Below are 21,604 nucleotides of genomic sequence, written 5' to 3' on the forward strand. Positions count from 1 at the left end.
TCCCGCTAGACCTTGCGCCCTTCGGGTTATTTTTATTCATACACGAAATCCCGCAAGGCGTGGTGGCCGGATCGCGGTCCTACCGCCGCGTTATGCCGGTTGTTCCAATGCTCTCTTCCGCCACAGAATTCTGAAGGCGAGACCATGGTTGACGAGCAGCAATGGCACGTAAAGCGCAGGTATATAAACGCCGGCGCCAAAGAGGCCGGGATTTCCGATCCTCGTTACGCCCATGTAATAGGCGTTCAGAAGATCCATTGTTCCCCAGATATTGAATATCCAGACAATCGGAACCGCGATCGGCCACCGCCAAGAAAGTGCGGCCATTGAAACCAGCGCGAGGACAGCTGCGATGAGATCACCCCATCCGACCTGATAGGCGAAATCTGAACTCAACTCCGAAGATACGAATCCGGATACCAGAAAGTTCATCCCCAGGAACCTGAACGCGTGGAAAGCCGCGAGAAGTCTCAGCGCCTCATAACGCGGCATTTCACGAACCGCTGGCCAGACATAGACGTAAGCCACCACCGAACTTGTCAGGAAGGCGCCGGCAACGCTGAGAACGAATGGCAGATTGAAGTCCTGTGGCATGCTCGGATTCCTCTATGTTTGTGGATATGTTTCGATATCTGCGGGTGCTCAGGGATTGGCCATGAGCAGGCGGAGCGGCAAAAGTGGGCCGATTGTGATGTATTCGTGGTCCATGAGATTTTGCCTGGCTAAGGGCAGATCCTCCATGATTGCCTGCGCCTCGGCGACATCCCTGGAATCCAGTATGAAGATGGCTCCGCGCCCGTCGCCTCGCGAATACCATTCTCGAATCTTCCCGCTGAGATAGAGCAGTACCGTCTGCTGGATTTCAGCGGGCATGACGGTCATGACTTGTTCGCGTGTGACGCCCGCCTTCACGGTAAGGATGATCATTACCCCGGTGGTTGCGGGCGAGACGGCCTGTGCCTGGGCAGGGGTTGGATGGGTCATGGAAGCAGCTCCTGTGAGAGTGGGCCAGGAAGAGGCTGCAGATCGTCTTCACGGTCTCGTTTCGGCGACGTCCTGATTTACAACTCAAATATATGGCTGCTTCCCGCGATGGACTATTCGCTATAATGTTGCCGAGCTATGAAGCGGAACTTCACAATCAGGCAAGGTGCGCTGGACGGCGTGGAGGCGTTCCTGAGCGTTGCTCAGCATCGCAGCTTTCGCAAAGCGGCCGCGGAACTCGGGGTGACGCCATCGGCGATCAGCCAAGCCGTACGCGCACTCGAGGCGCGGGTCGGCTCCGCGCTTTTCATTCGCACCACACGCAGCGTCGGCCTCAGCGAAGCCGGCGAACGATTTTACGCGCGCGCAAAACCCGCTTTCGAGGAGCTTGTCGCCGCAAGCGAGGTCGCGCGTGATCTCGGGCAGCGGCCTGCCGGGCTGCTGCGTCTCACGGTCCCCCCATCCGTCGTGCCGATCCTGCTCGAGCCGCTGATCGCATCCTTCTGCCAAGCTTATCCCGATGTGGAGGTGGAGATTGCGGCAAACGCGGATCTGGTCGATATCGCCGCCGAAGGATTTGATGCCGGCATTCGGCTCGGCCAGTTCATCGAAGCCGATATGATTGCGGTACGTTTAACGCCGTCGTTGCCGTTGGCCGTCGTCGGCAGCCCCGAATATCTGCGACGGCGACAGCGGCCGGAAGCCATCGACGATCTGCGCGGGCATGCCTGCCTGCGCCTGCGCCGCTCGAACGGGTCGATCGCGCCATGGTCCTTCGTCAACGGCAGGGAGGCAGTCGAAGTCGTCGTTTCCGGACCCCTTATCGCCAACGACATTCCCACGGTGCTGAGGGCGGCCGTCGAGGGAGTGGGTCTTGCGCAAGTGCCCGAGCCGATCGCCGCCGATGCGGTGAAGGCGGGGAAACTCATACGAATGCTGGAACCGTTTGCGCCCGTGGCTCCCGGCGTATTTCTCTACTATCCCGGCTACCGGCAGATGATGCCCAAACTGCGCGCTTTCATCGATCACGCCAAGAGCCGCCTCGGGCACGGCCGACAAGGCCCAAATTCACAGTGATGATGAACGCTTTTGCGGCGCGAAGACGCGCTGATCTAGGGCCGCACAGACTTCAATAATTTGAAATCGCTCCGGTAGGCAAATCCCGAAGTGAAACCGGCCGACTGCTATCGAGGATACAACATCGCCTATCATAAGCTGTTGTATCCTCATTTTACTCCGCGGTACGTCCGATCACTCCCACTCGATCGTGCCGGGCGGCTTCGACGTGACGTCGTAGACCACGCGGTTGATGCCGCGGACTTCGTTGATGATGCGGGTCGCAGCGCGGCCGAGGAATTCCATGTCGTAGTGATAGAAATCCGCGGTCATGCCGTCGACTGAGGTGACGGCGCGCAGCGCACAGACGAATTCGTAGGTGCGGCCATCGCCCATGACGCCGACAGTCTGGACCGGCAGCAGCACGGCGAAGGCCTGCCAGATGGCGTCGTAGAGGCCGGCTTTGCGGATTTCGTCGAGGTAGATGGCGTCGGCTTCGCGCAGTATCTCCAGCTTCTCGCGGGTGATGCCGCCCGGGCAGCGAATAGCAAGGCCGGGGCCGGGGAAGGGGTGACGGCCGATGAAGCTGTCGGGCAGGCCGAGTTCCTTGCCGAGCGCGCGCACCTCGTCCTTGAAGAGTTCGCGCAGCGGCTCGACGAGCTGCATCTTCATGCGCTCCGGCAGGCCGCCGACATTGTGATGCGACTTGATGGTGACCGAGGGGCCACCGGTGAAGGAAACGCTCTCGATGACGTCGGGATAGAGCGTGCCCTGGCCGAGGAAATCGGCGCCGCCAAGCTTCTTGGCTTCCTCTTCGAAAGTCTCGATGAAGAGCCGGCCGATGATCTTGCGCTTGGTCTCGGGGTCGCTGACACCCTCCAGCTCGCCGATGAAGCGGTCGGAAGCGTCGACATGCAGGAGATGCAGATTGTAGTGTTCGCGGAACATGGCGACGACGTTTGCCGCCTCGTCCTTTCGCATCAGACCGTGGTCGACGAGGATGCAGGTCAGCTGGTCGCCGACCGCCTCGTGGATCAGAAGGGCTGCAACGGAGGAATCGACGCCGCCGGAAAGCGCGCAGATGACGCGCTTGTCGCCGACCTGATCGCGGATCGCCTGCACCGCCTTGGCGCGATAGGCTGACATCGACCAGTCGCCCTTGATCCCGGCGATGTTGTGAATGAAGTTGCCGATCAGCTTGGCGCCGTCGGGCGTATGCACGACCTCCGGATGGAACTGTACGCCGTAATATTTGCGCTTCTCGTCGGCGATGAAGGCGTAGGGCGCGTTCGAGGATGTGGCAACCACTTCGAAGCCTTCCGGCAGCGCGGTCACGCGGTCGCCATGGCTCATCCACACCTGATGGCGCGAACCGTTCGACCAGAGGCCTTCGAAGAGGGGGCAATCCTTGTCGACTTCCAGGAAGGCGCGGCCGAATTCGCGATGGTGGCCGCTCTCGACCTTGCCGCCGAGCTGCATGCACATGGTCTGCTGGCCGTAGCAGATGCCGAAGACAGGGATACCGCTGTCGAAGATGATCTGCGGCGCCCGCGGCGAGCCTTCGTCCACGGTCGAGGCCGGGCTGCCGGAGAGGATCACGGCCTTCGGCTGCAGCCGCTTGAAGCCGGCTTCGGCGGATTGGAAGGGAACGATTTCGCAGTAGACGCCTGCTTCGCGCACACGCCTTGCGATGAGCTGCGTCACCTGGCTGCCAAAATCGACGATGAGAACGGTGTCTGGATGTGCTGTCTGGGTCATGGCGAGCCTTTAATGAAAAGCGCTTTCCCTGGCAATCGGGCAAATCACGCGAGGGCCGATTTTATTGTCCCGATTGTCCTTACTCTCTTTCTCTGTAGGCAACTCCGGACGGAAAACCGCTGCACGCTTTTCCTGGAATTGCCCCGGTGGTTTCCGGTCTGTCAGAACCAGAATACCCCGTCTTCCAGCGCCGTAAACAGTCCGTCGACGGCATAGGAGAGTTTGCGGTCGATCACATGCAGATACTCCGTCCAGTCGGAAATGCGCTGTAGCTCGACCTTGCCGTCGGAAATGCCGCGCAGGCCGATCAGCGGCAGGCTGTAGATCTGGCAGGCGCGCAGCACCGCGAAGGTTTCCATGTCGACCATGTCCGTACCGATGCGCTCATAGGCCTCCGTGCCGGAGACGATATTGCCGCCGGTGGAAAGGCTGGCTTCGGCAATAGTGGGAATGCGCAGCGGCAGTTCGATGGTGGCCGGCAGATCGAGGAAAGGCGTACGGCCTCTCTCGAAGCCTAGCGGCGAGGCATCCATGTCGCGATAGGAGACGGAGGTGACCTGATAGACTTCCGTCTGCTCCAGTCTGGCTGAGCCGGCCGAGCCGAGCGAAACCACAAGATCGGGGAGGTCGTCCTCAGCTTCGAGCTGGGCGAAAGCGCGAGTGAGCGCGATCGCCGCCTCGACGGGGCCGACGCCCGTCATCAGCGGATCGATGCGCGAGCGCAGGAAAGGCCCGTATTCGGCCTCGGCCGCCATGACGAACAGGATCGATTTGCCTGAGACGCGCTTCAATTCGAATTTCATCCGCTAATTCCCTCTCTGCCCCGGATGACCATCATGGTTCCCGTCATCGAGGCAATCAGCTTGGCCGGCCCGTCGCCGATCGCATAGGCACGGCCGTCGGCGACGATGATCGTCGTGCCCGGCTTGGTGACATCGCCCCGAAACAGGAAGCGCTCGCCGCGCCCCGGCGACATCAGATTGATCTTGAATTCGATCGTGAGGATCGATGCGGAGGGATCGATGACGCTGTAGGCGGCAAAGCCGCAGGCCGAATCCAGAGCGGCAGCGATGATGCCGGCGTGCAGGATGCCATGTTGCTGCGTCAGCTTCATGTCGAACGGCAGCTCGATCTCGACCGTGCCGTGCTCCACGCGTGTCAGTTCCGCGCCGATCGTCGCCATTGCTGCCTGCCGGTCGAAGCTCGTTCTGATACGCGTCCGAAAGTCGCTGCTGTCTGCCCCTGTCATACCGTCCCCTTTCGCGGGTGCGAAATTGGCATGGAGCGGCCGTTTGGACAAGGGTTATCCGGAGGGAATCGACGGTGCCGCGGCGGGCTTTGCAATCCGTTTCTCTCTCGGCTAATCCAGACGCGGCGTCCCGATCTTGAACCAGGCTTTAGCGATCTTGCCGTTTTCGATCTCGTAAATGCAGATCACGTCCACCTCGCCGCGTCCCTCGGGAAAATTGCGAATGACGATTTCCTGATCGATGACCAGATTTCCGACCGCCATGCGCGAGATCAGCTTGCCGAAGAGATTGGGTTCGCGGAAGCGGGCGACATGACGATCCCGGATTTCCAGGGCTCCCTTGGCGAGCAGAGTGGATGGGAACTGATAATATTCGCAGTCGTCCGCCCACCATTGCATGAAGGCGTCGATATCCTTGGCATTATAGGCCTCCAGTTGCATTTGCACGGGCAATGTCACGTCGGAGTTCGGTTGATTCATATCGTTTGCGAGGTCCGGATTGGCGGTGGAAAATAAGCCTATCAAGCGTCTATCGCTCGCCTCGAATTTTCTCAACGGCCGCGCCATGCTATTCGAGTGAGGGAATTCATGACGAGGTGCGCGAATGACGACGATCCGGCAATCGGTGATCGCCTACGAGACATGGCTGCGGGCACAGCTCGGCGCCGATCTGGTAGAGGCTGGTCTGGAGAAGAAGCACAAGCTGATGAGGGTCGACGGCTTCTCCTTCCTGCGCGGAACCTATTGGCGCTGGGCCGAAACGATCCTCGACATCTGTCCCGACCTCAAGGGCGCGCCGCAGCTACTGTCTATCGGTGATACGCATCTGGAGAATTTCGGCACATGGCGTGACGAGGAGGGGCGACTCGTCTGGGGCGCGAACGACTTCGACGAGGCGGCCGTCATGCCCTATGCGCTCGATCTCGTGCGTCTTGCAGTGAGCGCCATCCTGGCGCGCAGCGAGGATGGCCCGACGCCACGCACTGTTGCCGATAGCATCGTCGCAGGCTATCGCCGCGGCTTGCGCGCGCCGTCTCCTGTCATTCTCGAACGCGATTACAAATGGCTGCGCAAGGCTGTGCTGCTGCCCAATGCCGAGCGCAAGGCTTTCTGGGAAAAATATCGCAGCCTGCCGCCGGCAAACGGCCCGATTGCAAATCGCTATCTCGAAGCGCTGAGCAAGGCTTTGCCTGGTCCTGCGACCGTATTCGAACCCAAGCCGCGCCTCGCCGGCACCGGCAGCCTCGGACGGCCGCGCTTCGTTGCCTATGCCGAATGGCGCGGCGGGCCTGTACTGCGCGAGGTCAAGGCCTTGCTGCAATCCGGCTGGTCGCTCAGGCACGATCCTTCGGACAAGGTGATCCGCACCGGGATCATCGCCGGCGGACGGGCACGTTCGCCCGACCCGCGTTATCAAGTGGACGGAGGCTTGCTGGTGCGCCGCCTGTCACCCAACAGCCGCAAGATCGAGGTCGACGGCGATGCGCAGGTGTTGCTGTCGCCGGATATGCTGGATCTGATGGGCTTCGAAATCGCCAATTGCCATGCCAACGATGCTTCGCTCGTTCCAGGCATTCTTGCCGATCTCGATGAACGCGGTACGGATTGGCTGCGCACGGCCGCCAAGGCGGCGGCTGTAGCGGTCACGGCGGAGCGGGCGGAATTTGCCAGGCAGTGATGAGGTGTTCAGACAAAATCTAAGTTGCGAGTTCGCGGAGGGGTGACGGAAGTAGAGCAAACGTAGTTCACTTCCGTGCTTGGTGGAATTCCCACGCCCATCAAGCCGCAGGCCGCTTGATCCGCACGATATGCTGGTCCCAGGCGACATCGCTGTGCTCGCCCAGAAAATTCCCATCATAGGACGATACGGCAAACCCATGACTGGCCGGCGCGATGCCGGCCGCATCGGCGATGCTTTCTACCTTCAGCACCCTACCGGTCTTCGCATCCAGCATCACCGATGTACCCTTGATCGGCGATGTGACACCGACGAGGTTTTCGGCGCGATTGACGGCGATGGCGCCGACATAGTTGCCGAGTGCGCGGGTCGTGTCGTTGGGCAGCGTGACGAAGGTCAGATCCTCGCCCCGCGCGAAGTGGCCGACCAGCGGCGGCAGGTCGTTGCGATGACCTTCATACTGGCAGGCAAACCAGACCCGGCCGCTGGCATCGATATCGACGTGACGGGTCGAGACCTGGGCATATTGCGGCGGAAGCGTATGTTTCTCGATCAGCCGGCCGCTCGCAGCGTCGATCAACGTCAGCGACGGTTCCATATGGTCGCGATTGAGCTTGGTGCGGCCGAAATCCGGATGCGTCTCGATGCCGCCATTGGCGACGATGAGGAGCCTGCCGTCGTCCGAGACGGTCATGTCGTGCGGGCCGACGCCATAGGTCTCGTATTCGCCGATGCGGGCAAAGCGGTTGCCGCCGTCATAGAGCCCGATAATGCCGCGATTGTTGTCGAAGTCGTTCTCGCTGGCGTAGAGCAGCCTACCGTCAGGCGAAAACGTGCCGTGACCATAGAAATGCCGGCCCTCTTTGGCTGATATGACGATCGGCTCGGCCTTGTTCCAAGGGTCGAAGACCATCGCATAGGTGCCCGGCCGGCGGGCGAAGGCGACGGTCTTGCCGGTCGCCTTCGAAAAGGCCATGCCATGAGCGCGGGCGGGCAGCGCGACCTGATCGACGATGCGGCCCTGTTCGGTTACCGTCGCCACGGCAAAGGAGCCGTCGGCGGCGCGGATGCCGGAGGCGTAGACCGCGTCGGCACGCTCCAGCGCCATCAAGGCACCGGGCTTGAGCGCCGCGAGGAAGGTCAGCCCCGCTGCCTTGACGAAGGCTCTCCGATCGATGAGGCCGCTGCGCATGCGCCCGGAGTCGGATGATTTTAGGTCTGTTCGACCTAAAATCATCCGCTCTAAAATCGAGGAAGTAGAACATGATGTCGCCCGAAAACGGCAAACACTTTTCGGCATCATGTACTAGTCTCCGTCCGCGAAGGAGAAGCCTGCCGAGAGCCCGATGGCGCCGCCATACTCGTCGCTGAAGCCCTTGGCGAGATCGCGGCTGACGGAAAGCAGCCTGTCGATCTTGGCGCGGTCCGTGTCCTTGCCGACGGCCGCTTCGATATCCGGATTGATCGTTGGCGCCGTTGTCGCAAGTTCGTTCAGCAGCCTGTCGATCTTGGCGGCGACATCACGCTTGTCTGATGGCAGCAAGCTCGCCATGTCGGCCTTTTCCCAGAGCGTCTTGAGACCCTCGATATTGCCGGTGAAAGAGGTCCAGGTATTGCCGGAGCGCCAGTAGACCGCCATTTTCGGCCGCGCTGATGCCGGATCGCCCTTGTAGAAGCTTTCCAGTCGCTGGTCGCGGATTTTGACCGCGCCATGCACGAGGACGCCGAGCAGTGCCGTGACCGCTTCCTTGTTGTCCGTGAAATCACTGCTATCCTTGCTGGGGAATTTCCAAGATTTCTGCACTCCCTCCGGGGCGTCCCATTCGTCGGCGATCTCCTTGGTGGTGCTTTCGATATTGCCGGCGACGGCTGCACCATAGCGGCAACGGAAGTTCTGCTTTTCGGTGGCGAGCACCTCCGAGCCGTTGCCGTCGAGCACGTATTCCAGCGCCGTCATGCTCATCAGCGCCACGCTCTTGCCGGCAACGCCCTCGACGGTCGTGTCCTGCTCATCCGCCTTGGCGATCAATGCCTGCACCTGCTTGAGGCCGACGCCCTTGCGGTCGGGATAAAACAGGATGTGCTCGAAACGGTTCTTCTCGATGATAGGTCCCGTGTCGACGATCTCGATGCGCGACCAGCTCTTCACTGTGTCGCCGAAGGCCGACTTGGCGCTTGCCAGCCTGGCAGTGGAGGGATCGGCGCAAAGTGCCTTCATCGCGGCAGTCAATTTCGAGGCGGAGTCATGCATGGCGCGGTAGCCAGGCCGAATGACGTCGTCCACCGCCTTCTGCAAGGTGGCCGGCACTGCCGCCTCGTTCAGGCCGGCGCCAGTGGCCGTCTTATCCTCTGCATGGACAGGCAAAGCCGCAACGGTGAGGAGAAGGCTGGCGGCGAGACGTTTCCAGGGGCGCATCAGAGAGACTCCAGAAAGTTGATGAGGGCTTGCCGATCGTCCTTTGAAAGCTCGGCGAATGCATTGCGGGCTTTTTCAGCCTCCCCTCCGTGCCAGAGGATGGCTTCGGTCAATGTGCGGGCGCGGCCGTCATGCAGATAGGCCTGCTGTCCGCTCACCGTTTGCGTGAGGCCTATACCCCAGAGCGGCGGCGTGCGCCAATCGCGACCCGATGCCACGCCAACCTGCTGCCCGTCGGAAAGGCCGTCGCCCATATCGTGCAGCAGGAAATCGGAATAGGGCCAGATCAGCTGGAAGGCCTGCGGAGAACCCTTGCCGTCGCTGCCCTTGATGCCGTCGCGCGTCACGAATTTCGGCGTGTGGCAGGCAGCGCAGCCGGAGCGATAGAACATTTCCTTGCCATGCAGCACGTCGGGGAAGCTGGCCTTGCGGCGGGCGGGCACGGCGAGATTTTCGGAGTAGAAGGTGACGAGCGGAAGGACCGGATCGGGCGCCTCGGTATCGCCGAGGCGCTTCTGCACGCCGTTCGGCATGGCCAGGCAGCGCGACTCCTTCACCGTGCAGTCGCCATAGGGGTTCGGGCGGTCCGGCGTCGAAATGCCGATATCGACGGAAAAGGCGTCGGCCGCCTGATCACGCACCGTCGCATTCTGCGCCTTCCAGCCGAAACGGCCGAGCGCGAGTTGCCCGGTACGATGATCGCGGACGATCGCGGCCTTGCCATGAACACCGTCGCCGTTCTTGCCGTCCGGGTCGGCATTGGCAAGAATATCGGCTTCCGGAATGGCCTCGATCAGGCCGAGACCGATCATCGGCGGCGCGATGCGCGGCGAAAGCGTGGTGGTGGGATCCATCGGCCCATAGGCTAGATCGGTCATGCCATAATGCGGCTTGCGCAACGTCACGGTCTCGCCACCGGCAAGTATCACGGCCTCCTCGGTGTAGGCGACCGTCACCTTGCCTTCAGCTGCTAGGCCGGGCACGGCCAGATCCTGCAACTGCGCGCCATAGGTCGAATCCGGAAAGTTGAGCGCGCGGAAATCCTTGGCTGCCTGTTCTTCTTCTGGAGTTGCCGCCGGTCGTGCCAGCCTCAACACCAGGGATGTGGCATCGGTTCCCATCGCCTCGAGCCCGTGTCCGCGGCCGTCGCGGAGGTGGCAGCTCTGGCAGGAGCGGGCGTTGAACAGCGGTCCGAGCCCGTCGGAGGCCTGCGTGGAGGAGGGCGCGGAAACCCACAGCTTGCGGAAGAGGGCATTGCCGAGATGGAAATCCTGTCCGCGCTCCAGACTGAGATTGGCCGAAGGCTTGGAGAAGATATCGCGGGTGACAAGATCGATCGAGGTCAGCGCGCCGCCCTGCATCGCCTCATAGGGCTCGGCTTTGGAGAAATCCTCGGTCGCGCGGGTCACGTCGCGTACTCTTTTCAGCTGCTCGGCTGAGAGGTCGGTCCGCGTGGCCGGAAAGTCCAGAATGCCGGCCGCAGCCAGGGTGATGGAGAAAACCAGAAAACCCGCAGCGAGGGCGGGCAGGAGGGCGCGGTTGGCCTGGATGCTTGTCATGGGCGTCGAGGTGGCAGCGCTAGCCGCGCTGCCACCTCCCTCATTACTTCTTGAAGACGGTGTTAGGATTGTCCAGGCTCGCCGAACCTTCAAGCTTGATGGTGCCGAGATCGAGAGCGGCGATGACCCGCTGGATGCTCTTCGTCTGGTCGAGCAGGCCGTCGATCGCCTTCTGCACGGTGGCGTTGCCTTCCTTGTTGCCTTCGCCGATCATCTGGTCGTATTTCTCGACCGTCTCGCCGCGATGCACCAGCGCCTTCATGGCTTCGAGGGTGGCGTCGAGCTTGGCTTCCATTTCCTTGTCGAGCGCCGGATCCTTGGCCTTGACCAGATCGTGCAGCGACGGGCCCTCCATCTTGGTGCCGTCGACGCGCGTGTAATTGCCGTTATAGGCAGACGCGATGCCGATGGCGTCGCCATTGTGCTCGTTGTAGGTATTGTCGGAGAAGCAATCCTGCTCTTCTTCCGGATCGTGCAGCAGCAGGCCGAGCTTCATGCGCTCGCCCGCAAGTTCGCCGTAGGAGAGCGAGCCCATGCCGGTCAGGATGGTGGTGAGGCCAGCCTTCGGATCGGCCTGGACGTTCTTGGTGGCTTCGCCGTCCGGCGCCCACTTCTCCGCCATGTCCTTGAAGTTGGCGACGAGCAGCGTCGAAGCGGAGCGCAGATACTCGGCACGACGATCGCAATTGCCATGCGTGCAATTCTTCAGATCATAGTCGGTGGCCGGGCGTTCGCCGGCACCCGGTCCGGTGCCGTGCAGGTCCTGGCCCCAGAGCAGGAATTCGATGGCGTGATAGCCGACCGCGACATTGGCCTCGACGCCGCCGGCCTTGTGCAGCGTGCCCGACAGGAATTCCGGCGTCAGATGCGAAGCGTCGACATCCTTGCCGTTGATCTTGATCGTCTTGTTGGCGATGACATTGGCGACGTAAAGCGAGTTTTCGTCGCTCTCGGTGCCGTAGGAAGCATCGACATAGTCGATCAGGCCTTCGTCCAGCGGCCAGGAATTCACTTGGCCTTCCCAATCATCAACGATCGGATTACCAAAACGATAGACTTCCGTCTGCGCATAGGGAACGCGAGCCTTGATCCAGGCGGCACGCGCTGCCTTCAGCGTCTTGTCGCTGGGGTTGGCAAGCAAGGCGTCGATCGCCTTGTCGAGCGCCTGCGCCGTGGTCAGCGCGTCCTGATATTTGGCATGCGCCAGTTCCGTATAATGCTTGAGGACGGCAGCGGGCTCCGGAGCGGCTGCGAAGGCCGGCAAGTCGGATACGGCAGTCGTGGCGAGGACCGCCGCAAGCGCGGCGCCAATATTGATCTTCAGTTTCATATTCCTCTCCTGTGACGGCGGGGGACGCCGTCAAAACCTGGTAATTTGTGTCATGTATGAAAAATAAACTTGTGTCAAACACTCTAGTTTGGAATTGTTTTAAGGCGGGTCTTCATTGGTTCAGGCGCTGCCAAAGAATGGATTTGCAGGGAAAAAAGCGGCGATGCCGGCCAGCCATGCCGCCTGCAACATTGGGATAGCATCCATAGGCGTGAACGCTGGCCACGATGGTCGTGCTCGACAGCGCAAAGGTCATCGCCGCCGCGCCGTCTCATCTCATTCCGCCTCGGCTGCAATTCATCGAGCGCGGATGGATTTCAATTCATCCCTTGCGCTGCAAGCGGCAGAAAAAGAAGCCGTCGGTATCCGTGGAGGCAGGCGTCAGCGTGATGGTCTTGCCGTCCGAGGAGAGCGGCTGCGGCGCTTCCTTGCCGAACAGCTTTTCCCAAGAGCTCAGGGTTTCCACCACCTCGAAGTCAGGATTTTGCGCGGCAAAGCGGTTCACCTGCGCTTCGTTCTCGTCCGGCAGGACCGAGCAGGTCACATAGAGCAGCGAGCCGCCTGGGCGGACGAACTCGCCAGCCTGCGCCAGGGCTTCCTGCTGCTGGCTGGTGCGCTCGTCGAGATTCTTCTGCGTCAGCCGCCACTTCGTATCGGGTCGCCGCCGCCAGGTGCCCGTGCCGGTGCATGGCGCATCGACCAGAACCTTGTCGAACTTGCCGCGCAGGGAAAGCAGACCGCTGCGCTCATCATGGACCTGGACATTACGGGTTCCAGCCCGCTTCAGCCGCTCGATGATCGGCGCCAGCCGCCGCCGGTCGCTGTCATAGGCGTGAACCTGACCCTTGTTATGCATGGCGGCCGACATGGCAAGCGTCTTGCCGCCGCCGCCGGCGCAATAGTCGAGCACCTGATCGCCCTCTTCGGGCAGGACGAGATCGGCGACGATCTGCGAGCCTTCGTCCTGAACCTCGAACCAGCCCTTCTGGAAGGAAAGTTCTGCGGTGACGTTCGGCAGGCGGGATGCGCCTTCGCCGGCTGGAATGCGGATGCCGCAACGGGCAATCTTCGATGCCTGCGCGCCTGCACGCTCCAGCGCCTTCACGACCTTGGCGCGGTCGGCCTTCAGCGAGTTTGCGCGAAGGTCGAGCGTCGGACGTTCGGAAAGAGCCTGCGCTTCGGAAAGCCAGCTGTCACCGAATGCGCGCTGGAAGGAGGGTTCGACCCATTCCGGGATGTCGCCCTGGATATGAAGGGGCGCGTTTTCGAGCTTGCGGGACGTAAAGGCAGCCAGCGTCTCGGCGCCCGGTGCCTCGGGCGCGAATTTGTCGCCGTCGAGTTCTGCGGCGAGAGCCTCGGGCGTAAGGCCCCACTGGCGAAAGAGTACGGCATGGGCCAATGCCGAGGGGCTGTCGTCTTCCATCAGCCAGGCATGGGAAAGTCGCATGCGCAGTGCGTCGTAGACGATATTGCCGATCGCGGCCCTGTCGCCGGAACCGGCGAAGCGATGGGCAAGGCCCCAATCCTTCAGGGCGTCAGCCACCGGTCGCTTGCGCGTTTCTATATCGGCAAGAACTTCGATGGCCCCCTGCAATCGGCCGCCCAGACGCATTCACTGCTCTCCTGCTTGCGCATGGCCCGGAGCCTGGTCGGCTCATCGGGAGATCTGCGCCCTGTCAAAACTGCGGACACCTCACCAATCCGCTCGAATATTGCACATGGCGGCAGATTGTTGAGATGTCTCAATCGCGTGGTAGCCGCGATTGACCGAGAGAGCAAGCGTCATGCCGATTTGCCGGGCCTTTGCGGCGATCGGCGATTACTTCGATGCGACGACTTCGTAGCAGACCTTGGCCGTTCCGGAGGCGACCATGCCGATGTTCTGAGCGGCGGCACGGGAGAGATCGAGAACGCGCCCGTGAATGAAGGGTCCGCGGTCGTTGATGCGAACGACGACGCTGCGACCATTATGCTTGTTGGTGACCCTCAGACGCGTGCCGAAAGCAAGCGAGCGATGGGCGGCAGTAAGATTTCTGGAACTCATACGTTCCCCGGAAGCAGTCTTGGAGCTTCCTCCGTACCATGAAGCGCCTCCGCAGCCAGCGGATGCAAATGCCGGTGTCGAAACGACAGAAAAGGAGGCGGATATAGTTGCGGCGATCGCCAAAGAACGTGCGATTTTCTTCAAACCGTTTTTCCCTCAAGTTATTGAACTTGCGCCTTGCGTAGGCGGCGGGGCTTAAATCCGGCCAAAAATGGCGAAAAAGTGCCACTACTGATCACGGAATGTTACAGACTGTAACAATTGTGAATCATGACAAATACTGTGACTATTCAATGGATTTGCTCGGTTATGGAAAAAACCCAACAAAATCAGTTAAAAGTGGAACGATTTTTCCGGAGGCCATGCCACAATGCCGGAGATCACGAATTTTGGAAAAATAATTTTGCGGCTTTGCCATAATCGTTGCCGCATTTGTGCAATTTTAGAGGCCATTAACCATAATTGCGGGGAAAATTGAACTAGGCTGGGCGGCCAAGTAGGAATTTTCATGCGATTTCGCTTGGTGGCGAAACCCCTTTTCAGCCGCGCCACCGCCCTGAAGACCATAGTTCCGCGAGTGACATGCGATACTCTGGGTAGTGGAAGGCAAAGCCGAGCGCGCGCAACTTCGCGTTCGAAACACGCTTGTTCTCGCCATAGAAGGAGCGCGCCATCGGCGTCAGTTCCGCCGTTTCGAAGGGCTGTTCGGGCGGCGGCTCGACGCCCATGAGGCGGGCCGCTTCCACGATCACGTCCTGCGGCGGTGCGGGCTCGTCATCGGTCACATTATATATACCGCCAAGGCCGCGGTCGGACAGGAAGCGGGCGCAGGCGCCGATGTCTTCGACGCGGATGCGGTTGAAAACCTGGTTTGCCTTGATGAGCCGCCGCGCTGTGCCTTTTTCCAGATTGCAGAACGCGTTTCGCCCCGGACCGTAAATGCCGGCAAGCCTGAGGACGGCGACAGGAAGATCGAGCCTGATGCCGGCGCGCAGCCAGCCGTCTTCCGCCTCGACCCGCTCGACGGAGCGATCCGCGACCGGATGCAGCGCGGTCTGCTCGCTGACCCAGGCGCCCTTGTGGTCGCCATAGACGCCGACGGTCGAAAGGTAGCAGATCCATTGCAGCTTCGGCATCAGCGCCTTGAGATTGAGCTGCGCCAGCCGCAGCAGCGGATCGCCCGCTTTTCCCGGTGCGATCGATTGCACCAGATGCGTCGCGGACTGAATTGCCTCGGCCAGAGCGGGATCGAGCGTCTTGCCGTCGAAGACGAAGGCTTCGACGCCTTCCTCCGCCAGCAATGCAGCCTTCTCGGCGGAACGGGTCGTGCCGGTGACGCGAATGCCGGATCCGGCGAAAGCCTTGGCGATGGCCGTTCCCGAATAGCCGCAACCGAAAATCATCACATGCATCACAACACCCCTGCCAGTTTCCATTCCGCGCGAACCTCTTCGTCCGCTTCGCCATGCCTTTGTGCCGCAAATGCTCGGAACTCGCCAGCCGTCATCAGCTGCGATAGTGCCCAGACGGCCATTCCCCGCACGACAGGCGATGGATCTTCAGCCAATTCGCGACACTTCTCTGTAAGAGAGCGTTCGCGGGAGTTGCCGGCGGCGATGAGGACATTGCGGATAAACCGGTCCCGGCCGATACGCTTCACCGGTGAGCCGCTGAAGAAAGTGCGGAAGGTCGGATCGTCGAGATCGAGCAGAAAGGCGATAGATGGCTCCTTGAGATCGTCCCGCGCAACCAGCTTCATTTCCGAGGCGGCGCTGGCGAACTTGTTCCAGGGGCAGACGGCAAGACAGTCGTCGCAGCCGTAGATGCGATTGCCGATCATCGGCCTGAGCTCCGGATCGATCGGCCCCTTGTGCTCGATGGTCAGATAGGAGATGCAGCGGCGGGCATCGAGCTGATAGGGGGCCGGAAAGGCTGATGTCGGGCAGATGTCGAGACAGGCCCGGCAGGAACCGCAATGGTCGACTTCAGGCTGGTCCGGCTCGAGATCGGCCGTGGTGAACATCGAGCCGAGGAACAGCCAGGATCCGAAGGCGCGGCTGACGAGATTGGTATGCTTGCCCTGCCAGCCGAGGCCGGCGGCACCGGCGAGCGGTTTCTCCATGACCGGCGCGGTATCGACGAAGACCTTGACGTCCTCTTTCGAGCGTGCCGCAAAGCGTGTGGCGATCTCTTTCAGCCGTCCCTTGATGATATCGTGATAATCGCGGTTCTGCGCATAGACGGAGATCGCCGCCTTGTCTCTCTTGTCCAGAATGCCGCGCGGATCTTCGTCGGGGCCGTAATTGAGGCCGAAAACGGCAATGGAACGCGTCTCGCTCCAGAGCACGCGCGGATCGGCCCGCCGGTCACGCGTTTCTTCCATCCAGCCCATGGTGCCGTGGTGGCCCTTGTCAAGAAACTGGCCGAGCCTGACGGCAGCCTCGGGAATGGCGTCCGGGCGGGTGATGCGGCAGAGATCGAAGCCCTGAGCGCGTGCCTCTTCGCGCAGGAAGGCGGTCAGCGCGCTTCGTCGCTTGTTGGCTCTTTCCGTTTCACGATCCTCGGGCATGACGAGCCCTCGTTAGAGCAATTCCAGCAAAAGTGCGCAGCGGTTTTGCGTCCGGATTTGCGAGAAAACAAAAAGACGAAGCATTTCCGCAACTCCGCTCAAAACGAAAATACTCTAGAAATCCAGATCGGCGTAGTGCGAAACCGGAGTGACACCGCGCACGCGTTCCGCCAGGATCGGCCGGAAGGACGGGCGCGACTTCAGGCGCTGATACCATTCCTTGGCGATCGGGGACTCCGTCCAGTCGATCTCTCCGAGATAGTCTAGCACGGAAATCGAGGCCGCCGCCGCAAGATCGGCATAGCTCAGCCGGTCGCCCGCGAGCCACTGCCGGGAGCCGGCCAGCCAGGACAGATACTTCATATGCTGGCGGATATTGCCGCGCGCCATCCGCATCACCTTGGAATCAGGCGCGCCGCCGCCCTGTTCGGCGGTCATCTGCAGCTTGAAGACGCGTTCGCGCGTCAGCGGCCGCGTAACGTCCTGCTCCATCTTCTGCATGAACCATTCCGTCAGCCGGCGAATTTCGGCGCGCTGGAACGGGTCTTCGGCCAGAAGCCGGCGATCCCGCTTCAAGACGCCGTGCGTCTCGTCGAGATATTCGGAAATGACGGTTGCGCCACAGAGTGCCCGCATACTGTCATCGACATAGACGGGCAGGGTTCCGGCCGGGTTGAGCGCCAGGAAATCGCGGCGCTTTTCCCATGTCTGCTCGTCGATCAATTCCGTCTGATAGCCGTATTCGGTCAGGATCAGCCGGACGAACCGTGATGAAGATGACATGGGGTGATGATAAAGCGTCGGCATTGCTACTCGGGTGTTTCTGATTGGTGCTACGGAGTTTTTAGGTCGCGATTCTGCGGCCCTAGTCATTTGTCATCGGTTGAAGCTATAGGATCTTGGCCTAGTTTGCACAAGCGAATCGGGCCGCCCTGCCGTTTGACAAAGGACACGATATGGCTGAACAAATTATTATCGCGCTGGTTTTAGGCCTTGTGGAGGGGCTTACGGAGTTCATTCCGGTCTCCTCCACCGGACATTTGATATTGCTCGGACATTTCCTCGGCTTCAAGGAAGCCGCTACTTTCGACGTTCTCATCCAGCTCGGTGCAATCCTCGCGATCCTGCTCGTCTATTTCAACCGGCTCGTCCAGATCGCCAAGGCGCTGCCCGTCAGCGTCAAGGCCCGCCATTTCGTCTTGGCCGTCCTCTTCAGCTTTCTGCCGGCCGCCGTCATCGGCGCGCTTGCCCATGATTTCATCAAGACCGTGCTGTTCGACTCGCCGAAGGTCGTCTGTATTTCACTAATCCTCGGCGGCATCGTCCTGCTCGTTGTCGACAGGATCAAGTTCAAGCCCAAATATAACAGCGCCTACGAGTTCTCCTGGCCGATGGCGATCAAGATCGGCTTTTTTCAGTGCCTGGCCATGATTCCGGGAACGTCGCGTTCGGGCTCCACCATCGTCGGAGCGCTGTTGCTCGGTGCCGACAAGCGTTCGGCCGCCGAGTTTTCCTTCTTCCTCGCCATGCCCACCATGGCGGGCGCTTTTGCACTGGATCTCTGGAAGAGCCGTCACGATCTGAGCACGGACCAAGGCCTGCTGATCGTCATCGGTTTCGTCACCGCCTTCATATCGGCGCTATTCGTCGTCCGGGCGTTGCTCGATTTTGTCTCCCGCCGCGGCTACGCTCCTTTCGCATGGTGGCGTATCGCCGTCGGCACGGTCGGATTGATCGGACTCTATTTCGGCTGATGCAGCCCGTCCGCTACCGCAATCCCGGAGACAGATAAGGCCGGTGGGAACCGGCCTTTTTCATGCCTGTCAATTCGAGGAGGCGTTGATTGAGCCCGTCGTACAGGGGTCGACGCCGTAGGCCGGCGCACATTCGCCCTTCACCGAAGCGATGCTGCCGCGGGCGACGAAAGAGCCTGCGAGAATCACCAGTGCCGCGCACGCAAACAAAAGCGCGATAGACTTGCCCATCGAAAAATGCCTTTCCGCAGAAGTGTGAAGCGCGCCACGAACGGTTCGTTATGCAAGCTCGCGACGCGCGGCTGTGTTAGTCAGTGAAGTGAGCAATAGCAATAAATCTTCATATTAAATTTGACGTTAATGCGACTATTTCCGCACTGCGTCTTTTAGGCAACGCTAAGCTGTGCATCACGGGGCTCCAGCAAGCCTGAACCGCCCGATTTCTGCTTTTTCAGGCAATAAAAACGCCGCCCGGGGAGACCGCGGGGCGCTTGAATTTCATGAATTTCCGAATCGTCAGGCCGCTTTGCCCGAGCCGGTGAACTGACCCTGCGGGCGATAACGCACGAGATAGGACGGCAGCACCGAGACGAGAAGCGTCGGCAGCAGGCCGATTCCTGTCAGCGTGCGTCCTTCCGCTTCCGCCTGCTTGGAAACGACGTTGTCGCTCTTCAGCAGCGTCACCTGATCGGCGGTGATCGGCGGCTTGATGAGCGGCACCAGCGAAGCGATCGAGCCGATCAGCGAAGCCAGGCCGAAGGGGATGGAGACGAGCGTCTTCTTGCGGCTGATGACCGAAAGCGTGGTCTCGAGACAGTCGCGGAAGGACAGCACTTCCGGGCCGCCGAGCTCATAGGTCGTGCCGGCCTTCAGCTTGCCGTCGACGCTGCGGGCAACGGTTTCGGCGATATCCTCGACGTAAACGGGCTGGAACTTCGTCTTGCCGCCGCCGATCAGCGGCAGGAACGGCGCCGTGCGGGACATGTCGGCGAACTTGTTGAAGAACTCGTCTTCCGGTCCGAAGACGATCGAGGGGCGCAGGATGACAGCGTCCGGCTTGATCGACAGAACGGCTGCTTCGGCGCGAGCCTTGGTGCGTGCATAGGCCGAAGCCGAGCTGGCGTCGGCACCGAGCGCCGAAATATGCGTCAGCGAAGCGCCGACGCCGCGCGCTGCTTCCGCGATGGCCTTGGCACCGAATTCCTGTACGGCTTCGAAGGTGTTGCGGCCGCTTGCGGCGAGGATGCCGACGCAGTTGACGACATGCTGCGCGCCTTCGACGGCACGGTCGATGGAATTGCGATAGCGCACGTTAGCCTGAACGATCGAAATCTGGCCGAGATTGCCGAGCGGCTGCAAAAAACCGGCAAGGTCGGGGCGGCGCACGGCGACACGGATGCGATATCCGCGCTTTGCAAGCGCACGCACGACATGCCGCCCGATGAAGCCTGATCCTCCGAACACGGTCACGAGCGGCGGGAGGTTGGACAGGGTCATGGCAGGCTCCTCGAAAGGCTTTGATTGGGCTTATCTGGTTTCGTCTTAGCCGATCCGAGCGCTGAGGTGAAGTGCTATCGCGCTGCATTGCAGCGTCGCGTTTCGAAGGGTTTAGACCCCCTCGACGACGACCATTTCAGCGTCCGCCACCTGCTGACGGATTTTGGCGGCGATCTGGTATTCCGGCGAGTTGTAGCAATCGACGGCGTGTTGCAGCGACGGAAACTCGATCACCACGTTGCGGCCGCGTGCCTGTCCCTCAAGCGGCGTGAACGCACCGCCGCGGGCAAGGAAATTCGCGCCGTACTTTTCGAAGGCCGGCTTGGCGGCGGCGACATAGTCCTTGTAGCGCTCGACGTCGCGGACATCCACGCGCGCGATCCAATATCCCTTTGCCATATCTTCCTCCCTGCTTGTTTCGGTATCTCAGAGCGCGGCGTCCATCTCGGCGAGGATGGCGCGGGCGGCCTCCTTCGGATCGGCTGCCTTGACGATCGGCCGGGCGACGACCAGATGGCTCGATCCGGCCTTGATGGCGGCGGCCGGGGTCATCACCCGCTTCTGGTCGCCCTTGTCGCTGCCGGCCGGACGGATGCCGGGGGTGACCAGCGCCATATCGGGTCCAATGATCTTGCGGACCGCGGCAGACTCTTCCGCCGAACAGACGATACCGCCCATGCCGGCGAGATGCGCCTGTTCGGCACGGCGCAGCACCAGCGTATGCGGATCATATTCATAGCCGGCGGCGATCAGGTCTTCCTCGTCCATCGATGTCAGAACGGTGACGCCGAGCAGGCACAGGTCAGACCCCTTGGCGGCCTCGACGGCCGCCTTCATCGCTTTCGGATAGGCGTGCAGCGTCAGCATCGACATGCCCATCTTGACGATGTTCTCCACCCCGGAGGCCACCGTGTTGTCGATGTCGAGCAGCTTCATGTCGAGGAAGATCTTCTTGCCGTCGGCGGCAAGGTCGCGTGCAAACTCAAGGCCGCCGGCAAAGGCGAGCTGATAGCCGATCTTGTAGTAGAGGATATCGTCGCCGAGCGCGCCGACCACTTTTTCGGCCTCCTGAAGGTTTGGAACATCCAGTCCAACGATCAAGCGGTCGCGTGCGGTCATCTCAAGCCCATCCCATCCAGTCTTCCATGGGTGTCCAGTCGCACGAGATCGTGCGCTTCGCAAGATCGAAACAGAAAAGATTGCCGCCGCCTGGCGGCTGGTCGCCTTGCCGCGCGATCGGCTTTCCCTCGAGATGGCATTTCAACAGTGTGCCGACACCGCCATGGCCGACGAAGGCGATCGGCACCCGCGGATCATGTCGGGCAAGAACGGCCTCGACATTGGAGACGATCCTTGTCTGCGCGTCGATCGCACGTTCCCAGCCTTTGAAGCTCTCGTACGGATTGGCGAAGAACCAGTCGGCGGCTTTCTCAAACTCCGGCGGTGGCAGAAAACCCGTGGCGCTGCGATCGTTTTCATGCGTGGCCTCGATGATTTCGATCGGGGCGCCGCTTGTCGCAGCCAGGATTTCGGCCGTTTCTATCGCCTTGCGTTCGCCGCTCGAGACGATCAGGCCAAGCTGATGCGCCCACGAACGGGTTGCCGCCACCCGTGCTCTCGCCGCACCAACCTCGGAAAGCCCCCATTCCGGCACAGGAATGTCAGCGTCGATCCGCACCTGCGGATGCGTAATATAAAGTGCGTACATGG

Annotated in this window: 24 protein-coding genes; 3 read left to right on the forward strand and 21 right to left on the reverse strand. The window is 61.0% G+C overall.

Annotation, left to right across the window (positions count from 1 at the left end; all coding sequences use genetic code 11):
- Positions 1-90: 90 nt before the first annotated feature.
- A complete protein-coding gene (locus RHSP_RS02380; protein ID WP_004108184.1) occupies positions 91-594 on the reverse strand; it encodes a hypothetical protein in 504 nt (167 codons plus the stop codon).
- A 48-nt stretch (positions 595-642) separates the two neighbouring features.
- On the reverse strand, positions 643-984 hold the full coding sequence (locus tag RHSP_RS02385; RefSeq protein WP_004108187.1) for a P-loop NTPase family protein: 342 nt from the start codon (positions 982-984) through the stop codon (positions 643-645).
- Between the two features lie 138 nt (positions 985-1,122).
- Here RHSP_RS02385 and RHSP_RS02390 point away from each other — a divergent pair, with 138 nt between their 5' ends.
- Positions 1,123-2,061, forward strand: a complete 939-nt coding sequence (locus tag RHSP_RS02390) for a LysR family transcriptional regulator (RefSeq protein WP_004108202.1) — start codon at positions 1,123-1,125, stop codon at positions 2,059-2,061.
- Between the two features lie 174 nt (positions 2,062-2,235).
- On the opposite strand, the gene guaA is transcribed toward RHSP_RS02390, so the two are convergent.
- The 4 genes from guaA to RHSP_RS02410 form a co-directional block, all read right to left on the reverse strand.
- Complete coding sequence (gene guaA / locus RHSP_RS02395; RefSeq protein ID WP_037149152.1) at positions 2,236-3,798, reverse strand: glutamine-hydrolyzing GMP synthase; 1,563 nt, start codon at positions 3,796-3,798, stop codon at positions 2,236-2,238.
- Between the two features lie 161 nt (positions 3,799-3,959).
- Positions 3,960-4,601, reverse strand: coding sequence for a 5'-methylthioadenosine/S-adenosylhomocysteine nucleosidase (locus RHSP_RS02400; protein WP_004108216.1), 642 nt, complete (start codon positions 4,599-4,601; stop codon positions 3,960-3,962).
- On the reverse strand, positions 4,598-5,047 hold the full coding sequence (locus tag RHSP_RS02405; protein ID WP_037149247.1) for a PaaI family thioesterase: 450 nt from the start codon (positions 5,045-5,047) through the stop codon (positions 4,598-4,600). The genes RHSP_RS02400 and RHSP_RS02405 overlap by 4 nt, the downstream gene beginning before the upstream one ends.
- 111 nt (positions 5,048-5,158) lie before the next feature.
- Positions 5,159-5,527 carry a nuclear transport factor 2 family protein gene (locus RHSP_RS02410; protein WP_037149250.1) on the reverse strand — a complete coding sequence of 123 codons (369 nt, stop codon included), beginning with the start codon at positions 5,525-5,527 and terminating at the stop codon, positions 5,159-5,161.
- A gap of 124 nt (positions 5,528-5,651) precedes the next feature.
- Here RHSP_RS02410 and RHSP_RS02415 point away from each other — a divergent pair, with 124 nt between their 5' ends.
- Positions 5,652-6,725, forward strand: a complete 1,074-nt coding sequence (locus tag RHSP_RS02415; protein ID WP_004108226.1) for a DUF2252 family protein — start codon at positions 5,652-5,654, stop codon at positions 6,723-6,725.
- 100 nt (positions 6,726-6,825) lie between these two features.
- On the opposite strand, the gene RHSP_RS02420 is transcribed toward RHSP_RS02415, so the two are convergent.
- From RHSP_RS02420 to RHSP_RS02460, 10 genes are all read right to left on the reverse strand, one after another.
- Positions 6,826-7,917 carry a DUF1513 domain-containing protein gene (locus RHSP_RS02420; protein ID WP_037149155.1) on the reverse strand — a complete coding sequence of 364 codons (1,092 nt, stop codon included), beginning with the start codon at positions 7,915-7,917 and terminating at the stop codon, positions 6,826-6,828.
- A 114-nt stretch (positions 7,918-8,031) separates the two neighbouring features.
- Positions 8,032-9,141, reverse strand: a complete 1,110-nt coding sequence (locus tag RHSP_RS02425; RefSeq protein WP_004108230.1) for an imelysin family protein — start codon at positions 9,139-9,141, stop codon at positions 8,032-8,034.
- Complete coding sequence (locus RHSP_RS02430) at positions 9,141-10,700, reverse strand: di-heme oxidoreductase family protein (protein ID WP_004108232.1); 1,560 nt, start codon at positions 10,698-10,700, stop codon at positions 9,141-9,143. The genes RHSP_RS02425 and RHSP_RS02430 overlap by 1 nt, the downstream gene beginning before the upstream one ends.
- A 43-nt stretch (positions 10,701-10,743) precedes the next feature.
- Positions 10,744-12,030 carry an imelysin family protein gene (locus RHSP_RS02435; protein WP_037149158.1) on the reverse strand — a complete coding sequence of 429 codons (1,287 nt, stop codon included), beginning with the start codon at positions 12,028-12,030 and terminating at the stop codon, positions 10,744-10,746.
- Between the two features lie 112 nt (positions 12,031-12,142).
- On the reverse strand, positions 12,143-12,286 hold the full coding sequence (locus RHSP_RS34480; RefSeq protein WP_157385287.1) for a hypothetical protein: 144 nt from the start codon (positions 12,284-12,286) through the stop codon (positions 12,143-12,145).
- 66 nt (positions 12,287-12,352) lie between these two features.
- Positions 12,353-13,642, reverse strand: coding sequence for an RsmB/NOP family class I SAM-dependent RNA methyltransferase (locus RHSP_RS02440; protein ID WP_037149162.1), 1,290 nt, complete (start codon positions 13,640-13,642; stop codon positions 12,353-12,355).
- Between the two features lie 207 nt (positions 13,643-13,849).
- Positions 13,850-14,218, reverse strand: a complete 369-nt coding sequence (locus tag RHSP_RS02445; protein ID WP_037149165.1) for a septal ring lytic transglycosylase RlpA family protein — start codon at positions 14,216-14,218, stop codon at positions 13,850-13,852.
- 395 nt (positions 14,219-14,613) lie between these two features.
- Complete coding sequence (locus RHSP_RS02450) at positions 14,614-15,486, reverse strand: SDR family oxidoreductase (RefSeq protein ID WP_004108240.1); 873 nt, start codon at positions 15,484-15,486, stop codon at positions 14,614-14,616.
- Positions 15,486-16,643 carry a tRNA epoxyqueuosine(34) reductase QueG gene (queG, locus tag RHSP_RS02455; RefSeq protein WP_004108243.1) on the reverse strand — a complete coding sequence of 386 codons (1,158 nt, stop codon included), beginning with the start codon at positions 16,641-16,643 and terminating at the stop codon, positions 15,486-15,488. Before queG ends, RHSP_RS02450 begins: the two co-directional genes overlap by 1 nt.
- A 114-nt stretch (positions 16,644-16,757) precedes the next feature.
- Positions 16,758-17,450, reverse strand: a complete 693-nt coding sequence (locus RHSP_RS02460; protein ID WP_004108245.1) for a glutathione S-transferase family protein — start codon at positions 17,448-17,450, stop codon at positions 16,758-16,760.
- A gap of 149 nt (positions 17,451-17,599) precedes the next feature.
- Here RHSP_RS02460 and RHSP_RS02465 point away from each other — a divergent pair, with 149 nt between their 5' ends.
- A complete protein-coding gene (locus RHSP_RS02465) occupies positions 17,600-18,397 on the forward strand; it encodes an undecaprenyl-diphosphate phosphatase (protein ID WP_004108247.1) in 798 nt (265 codons plus the stop codon).
- A gap of 69 nt (positions 18,398-18,466) precedes the next feature.
- Here RHSP_RS02465 and RHSP_RS35055 read toward each other — a convergent pair whose 3' ends face one another.
- From RHSP_RS35055 to RHSP_RS02490, 5 genes are all read right to left on the reverse strand, one after another.
- Positions 18,467-18,628 (reverse strand): hypothetical protein, encoded by a 162-nt coding sequence (locus RHSP_RS35055; protein ID WP_037149170.1) that lies wholly within the window; start codon positions 18,626-18,628, stop codon positions 18,467-18,469.
- Positions 18,629-18,913: 285 nt separating this feature from the next.
- Positions 18,914-19,894 (reverse strand): complex I NDUFA9 subunit family protein, encoded by a 981-nt coding sequence (locus RHSP_RS02475; protein ID WP_004108248.1) that lies wholly within the window; start codon positions 19,892-19,894, stop codon positions 18,914-18,916.
- A gap of 111 nt (positions 19,895-20,005) precedes the next feature.
- On the reverse strand, positions 20,006-20,293 hold the full coding sequence (locus RHSP_RS02480) for a DUF1330 domain-containing protein (RefSeq protein ID WP_037149173.1): 288 nt from the start codon (positions 20,291-20,293) through the stop codon (positions 20,006-20,008).
- Positions 20,294-20,320: 27 nt separating this feature from the next.
- Positions 20,321-21,013 (reverse strand): orotidine-5'-phosphate decarboxylase, encoded by a 693-nt coding sequence (gene pyrF / locus RHSP_RS02485; RefSeq protein WP_037149177.1) that lies wholly within the window; start codon positions 21,011-21,013, stop codon positions 20,321-20,323.
- Between the two features lies 1 nt (position 21,014).
- Positions 21,015-21,602 carry a histidine phosphatase family protein gene (locus RHSP_RS02490; RefSeq protein WP_037149180.1) on the reverse strand — a complete coding sequence of 196 codons (588 nt, stop codon included), beginning with the start codon at positions 21,600-21,602 and terminating at the stop codon, positions 21,015-21,017.
- Positions 21,603-21,604: the final 2 nt, after the last annotated feature.

This window comes from Rhizobium freirei PRF 81 (assembly GCF_000359745.1).
GTDB classification, from domain to species: domain Bacteria; phylum Pseudomonadota; class Alphaproteobacteria; order Rhizobiales; family Rhizobiaceae; genus Rhizobium; species Rhizobium freirei.

Bases quoted from the DNA above. Each gene is read 5' to 3' on its own strand.
- RHSP_RS02380 (WP_004108184.1), bottom strand. From the start codon at position 594: ATGCCACAGGACTTCAATCTGCCATTCGTTCTCAGCGTTGCCGGCGCC.
- RHSP_RS02385 (WP_004108187.1), bottom strand. From the start codon at position 984: ATGACCCATCCAACCCCTGCCCAGGCACAGGCCGTCTCGCCCGCAACC.
- RHSP_RS02390 (WP_004108202.1), top strand. From the start codon at position 1,123: ATGAAGCGGAACTTCACAATCAGGCAAGGTGCGCTGGACGGCGTGGAG.
- guaA (WP_037149152.1), bottom strand. From the start codon at position 3,798: ATGACCCAGACAGCACATCCAGACACCGTTCTCATCGTCGATTTTGGC.
- RHSP_RS02400 (WP_004108216.1), bottom strand. From the start codon at position 4,601: ATGAAATTCGAATTGAAGCGCGTCTCAGGCAAATCGATCCTGTTCGTC.
- RHSP_RS02405 (WP_037149247.1), bottom strand. From the start codon at position 5,047: ATGACAGGGGCAGACAGCAGCGACTTTCGGACGCGTATCAGAACGAGC.
- RHSP_RS02410 (WP_037149250.1), bottom strand. From the start codon at position 5,527: ATGAATCAACCGAACTCCGACGTGACATTGCCCGTGCAAATGCAACTG.
- RHSP_RS02415 (WP_004108226.1), top strand. From the start codon at position 5,652: ATGACGACGATCCGGCAATCGGTGATCGCCTACGAGACATGGCTGCGG.
- RHSP_RS02420 (WP_037149155.1), bottom strand. From the start codon at position 7,917: ATGCGCAGCGGCCTCATCGATCGGAGAGCCTTCGTCAAGGCAGCGGGG.
- RHSP_RS02425 (WP_004108230.1), bottom strand. From the start codon at position 9,141: ATGCGCCCCTGGAAACGTCTCGCCGCCAGCCTTCTCCTCACCGTTGCG.
- RHSP_RS02430 (WP_004108232.1), bottom strand. From the start codon at position 10,700: ATGACAAGCATCCAGGCCAACCGCGCCCTCCTGCCCGCCCTCGCTGCG.
- RHSP_RS02435 (WP_037149158.1), bottom strand. From the start codon at position 12,030: ATGAAACTGAAGATCAATATTGGCGCCGCGCTTGCGGCGGTCCTCGCC.
- RHSP_RS34480 (WP_157385287.1), bottom strand. From the start codon at position 12,286: ATGACCTTTGCGCTGTCGAGCACGACCATCGTGGCCAGCGTTCACGCC.
- RHSP_RS02440 (WP_037149162.1), bottom strand. From the start codon at position 13,642: ATGCGTCTGGGCGGCCGATTGCAGGGGGCCATCGAAGTTCTTGCCGAT.
- RHSP_RS02450 (WP_004108240.1), bottom strand. From the start codon at position 15,486: ATGCATGTGATGATTTTCGGTTGCGGCTATTCGGGAACGGCCATCGCC.
- queG (WP_004108243.1), bottom strand. From the start codon at position 16,643: ATGCCCGAGGATCGTGAAACGGAAAGAGCCAACAAGCGACGAAGCGCG.
- RHSP_RS02460 (WP_004108245.1), bottom strand. From the start codon at position 17,450: ATGCCGACGCTTTATCATCACCCCATGTCATCTTCATCACGGTTCGTC.
- RHSP_RS02465 (WP_004108247.1), top strand. From the start codon at position 17,600: ATGGCTGAACAAATTATTATCGCGCTGGTTTTAGGCCTTGTGGAGGGG.
- RHSP_RS35055 (WP_037149170.1), bottom strand. From the start codon at position 18,628: ATGGGCAAGTCTATCGCGCTTTTGTTTGCGTGCGCGGCACTGGTGATT.
- RHSP_RS02475 (WP_004108248.1), bottom strand. From the start codon at position 19,894: ATGACCCTGTCCAACCTCCCGCCGCTCGTGACCGTGTTCGGAGGATCA.
- RHSP_RS02480 (WP_037149173.1), bottom strand. From the start codon at position 20,293: ATGGCAAAGGGATATTGGATCGCGCGCGTGGATGTCCGCGACGTCGAG.
- pyrF (WP_037149177.1), bottom strand. From the start codon at position 21,013: ATGACCGCACGCGACCGCTTGATCGTTGGACTGGATGTTCCAAACCTT.
- RHSP_RS02490 (WP_037149180.1), bottom strand. From the start codon at position 21,602: ATGTACGCACTTTATATTACGCATCCGCAGGTGCGGATCGACGCTGAC.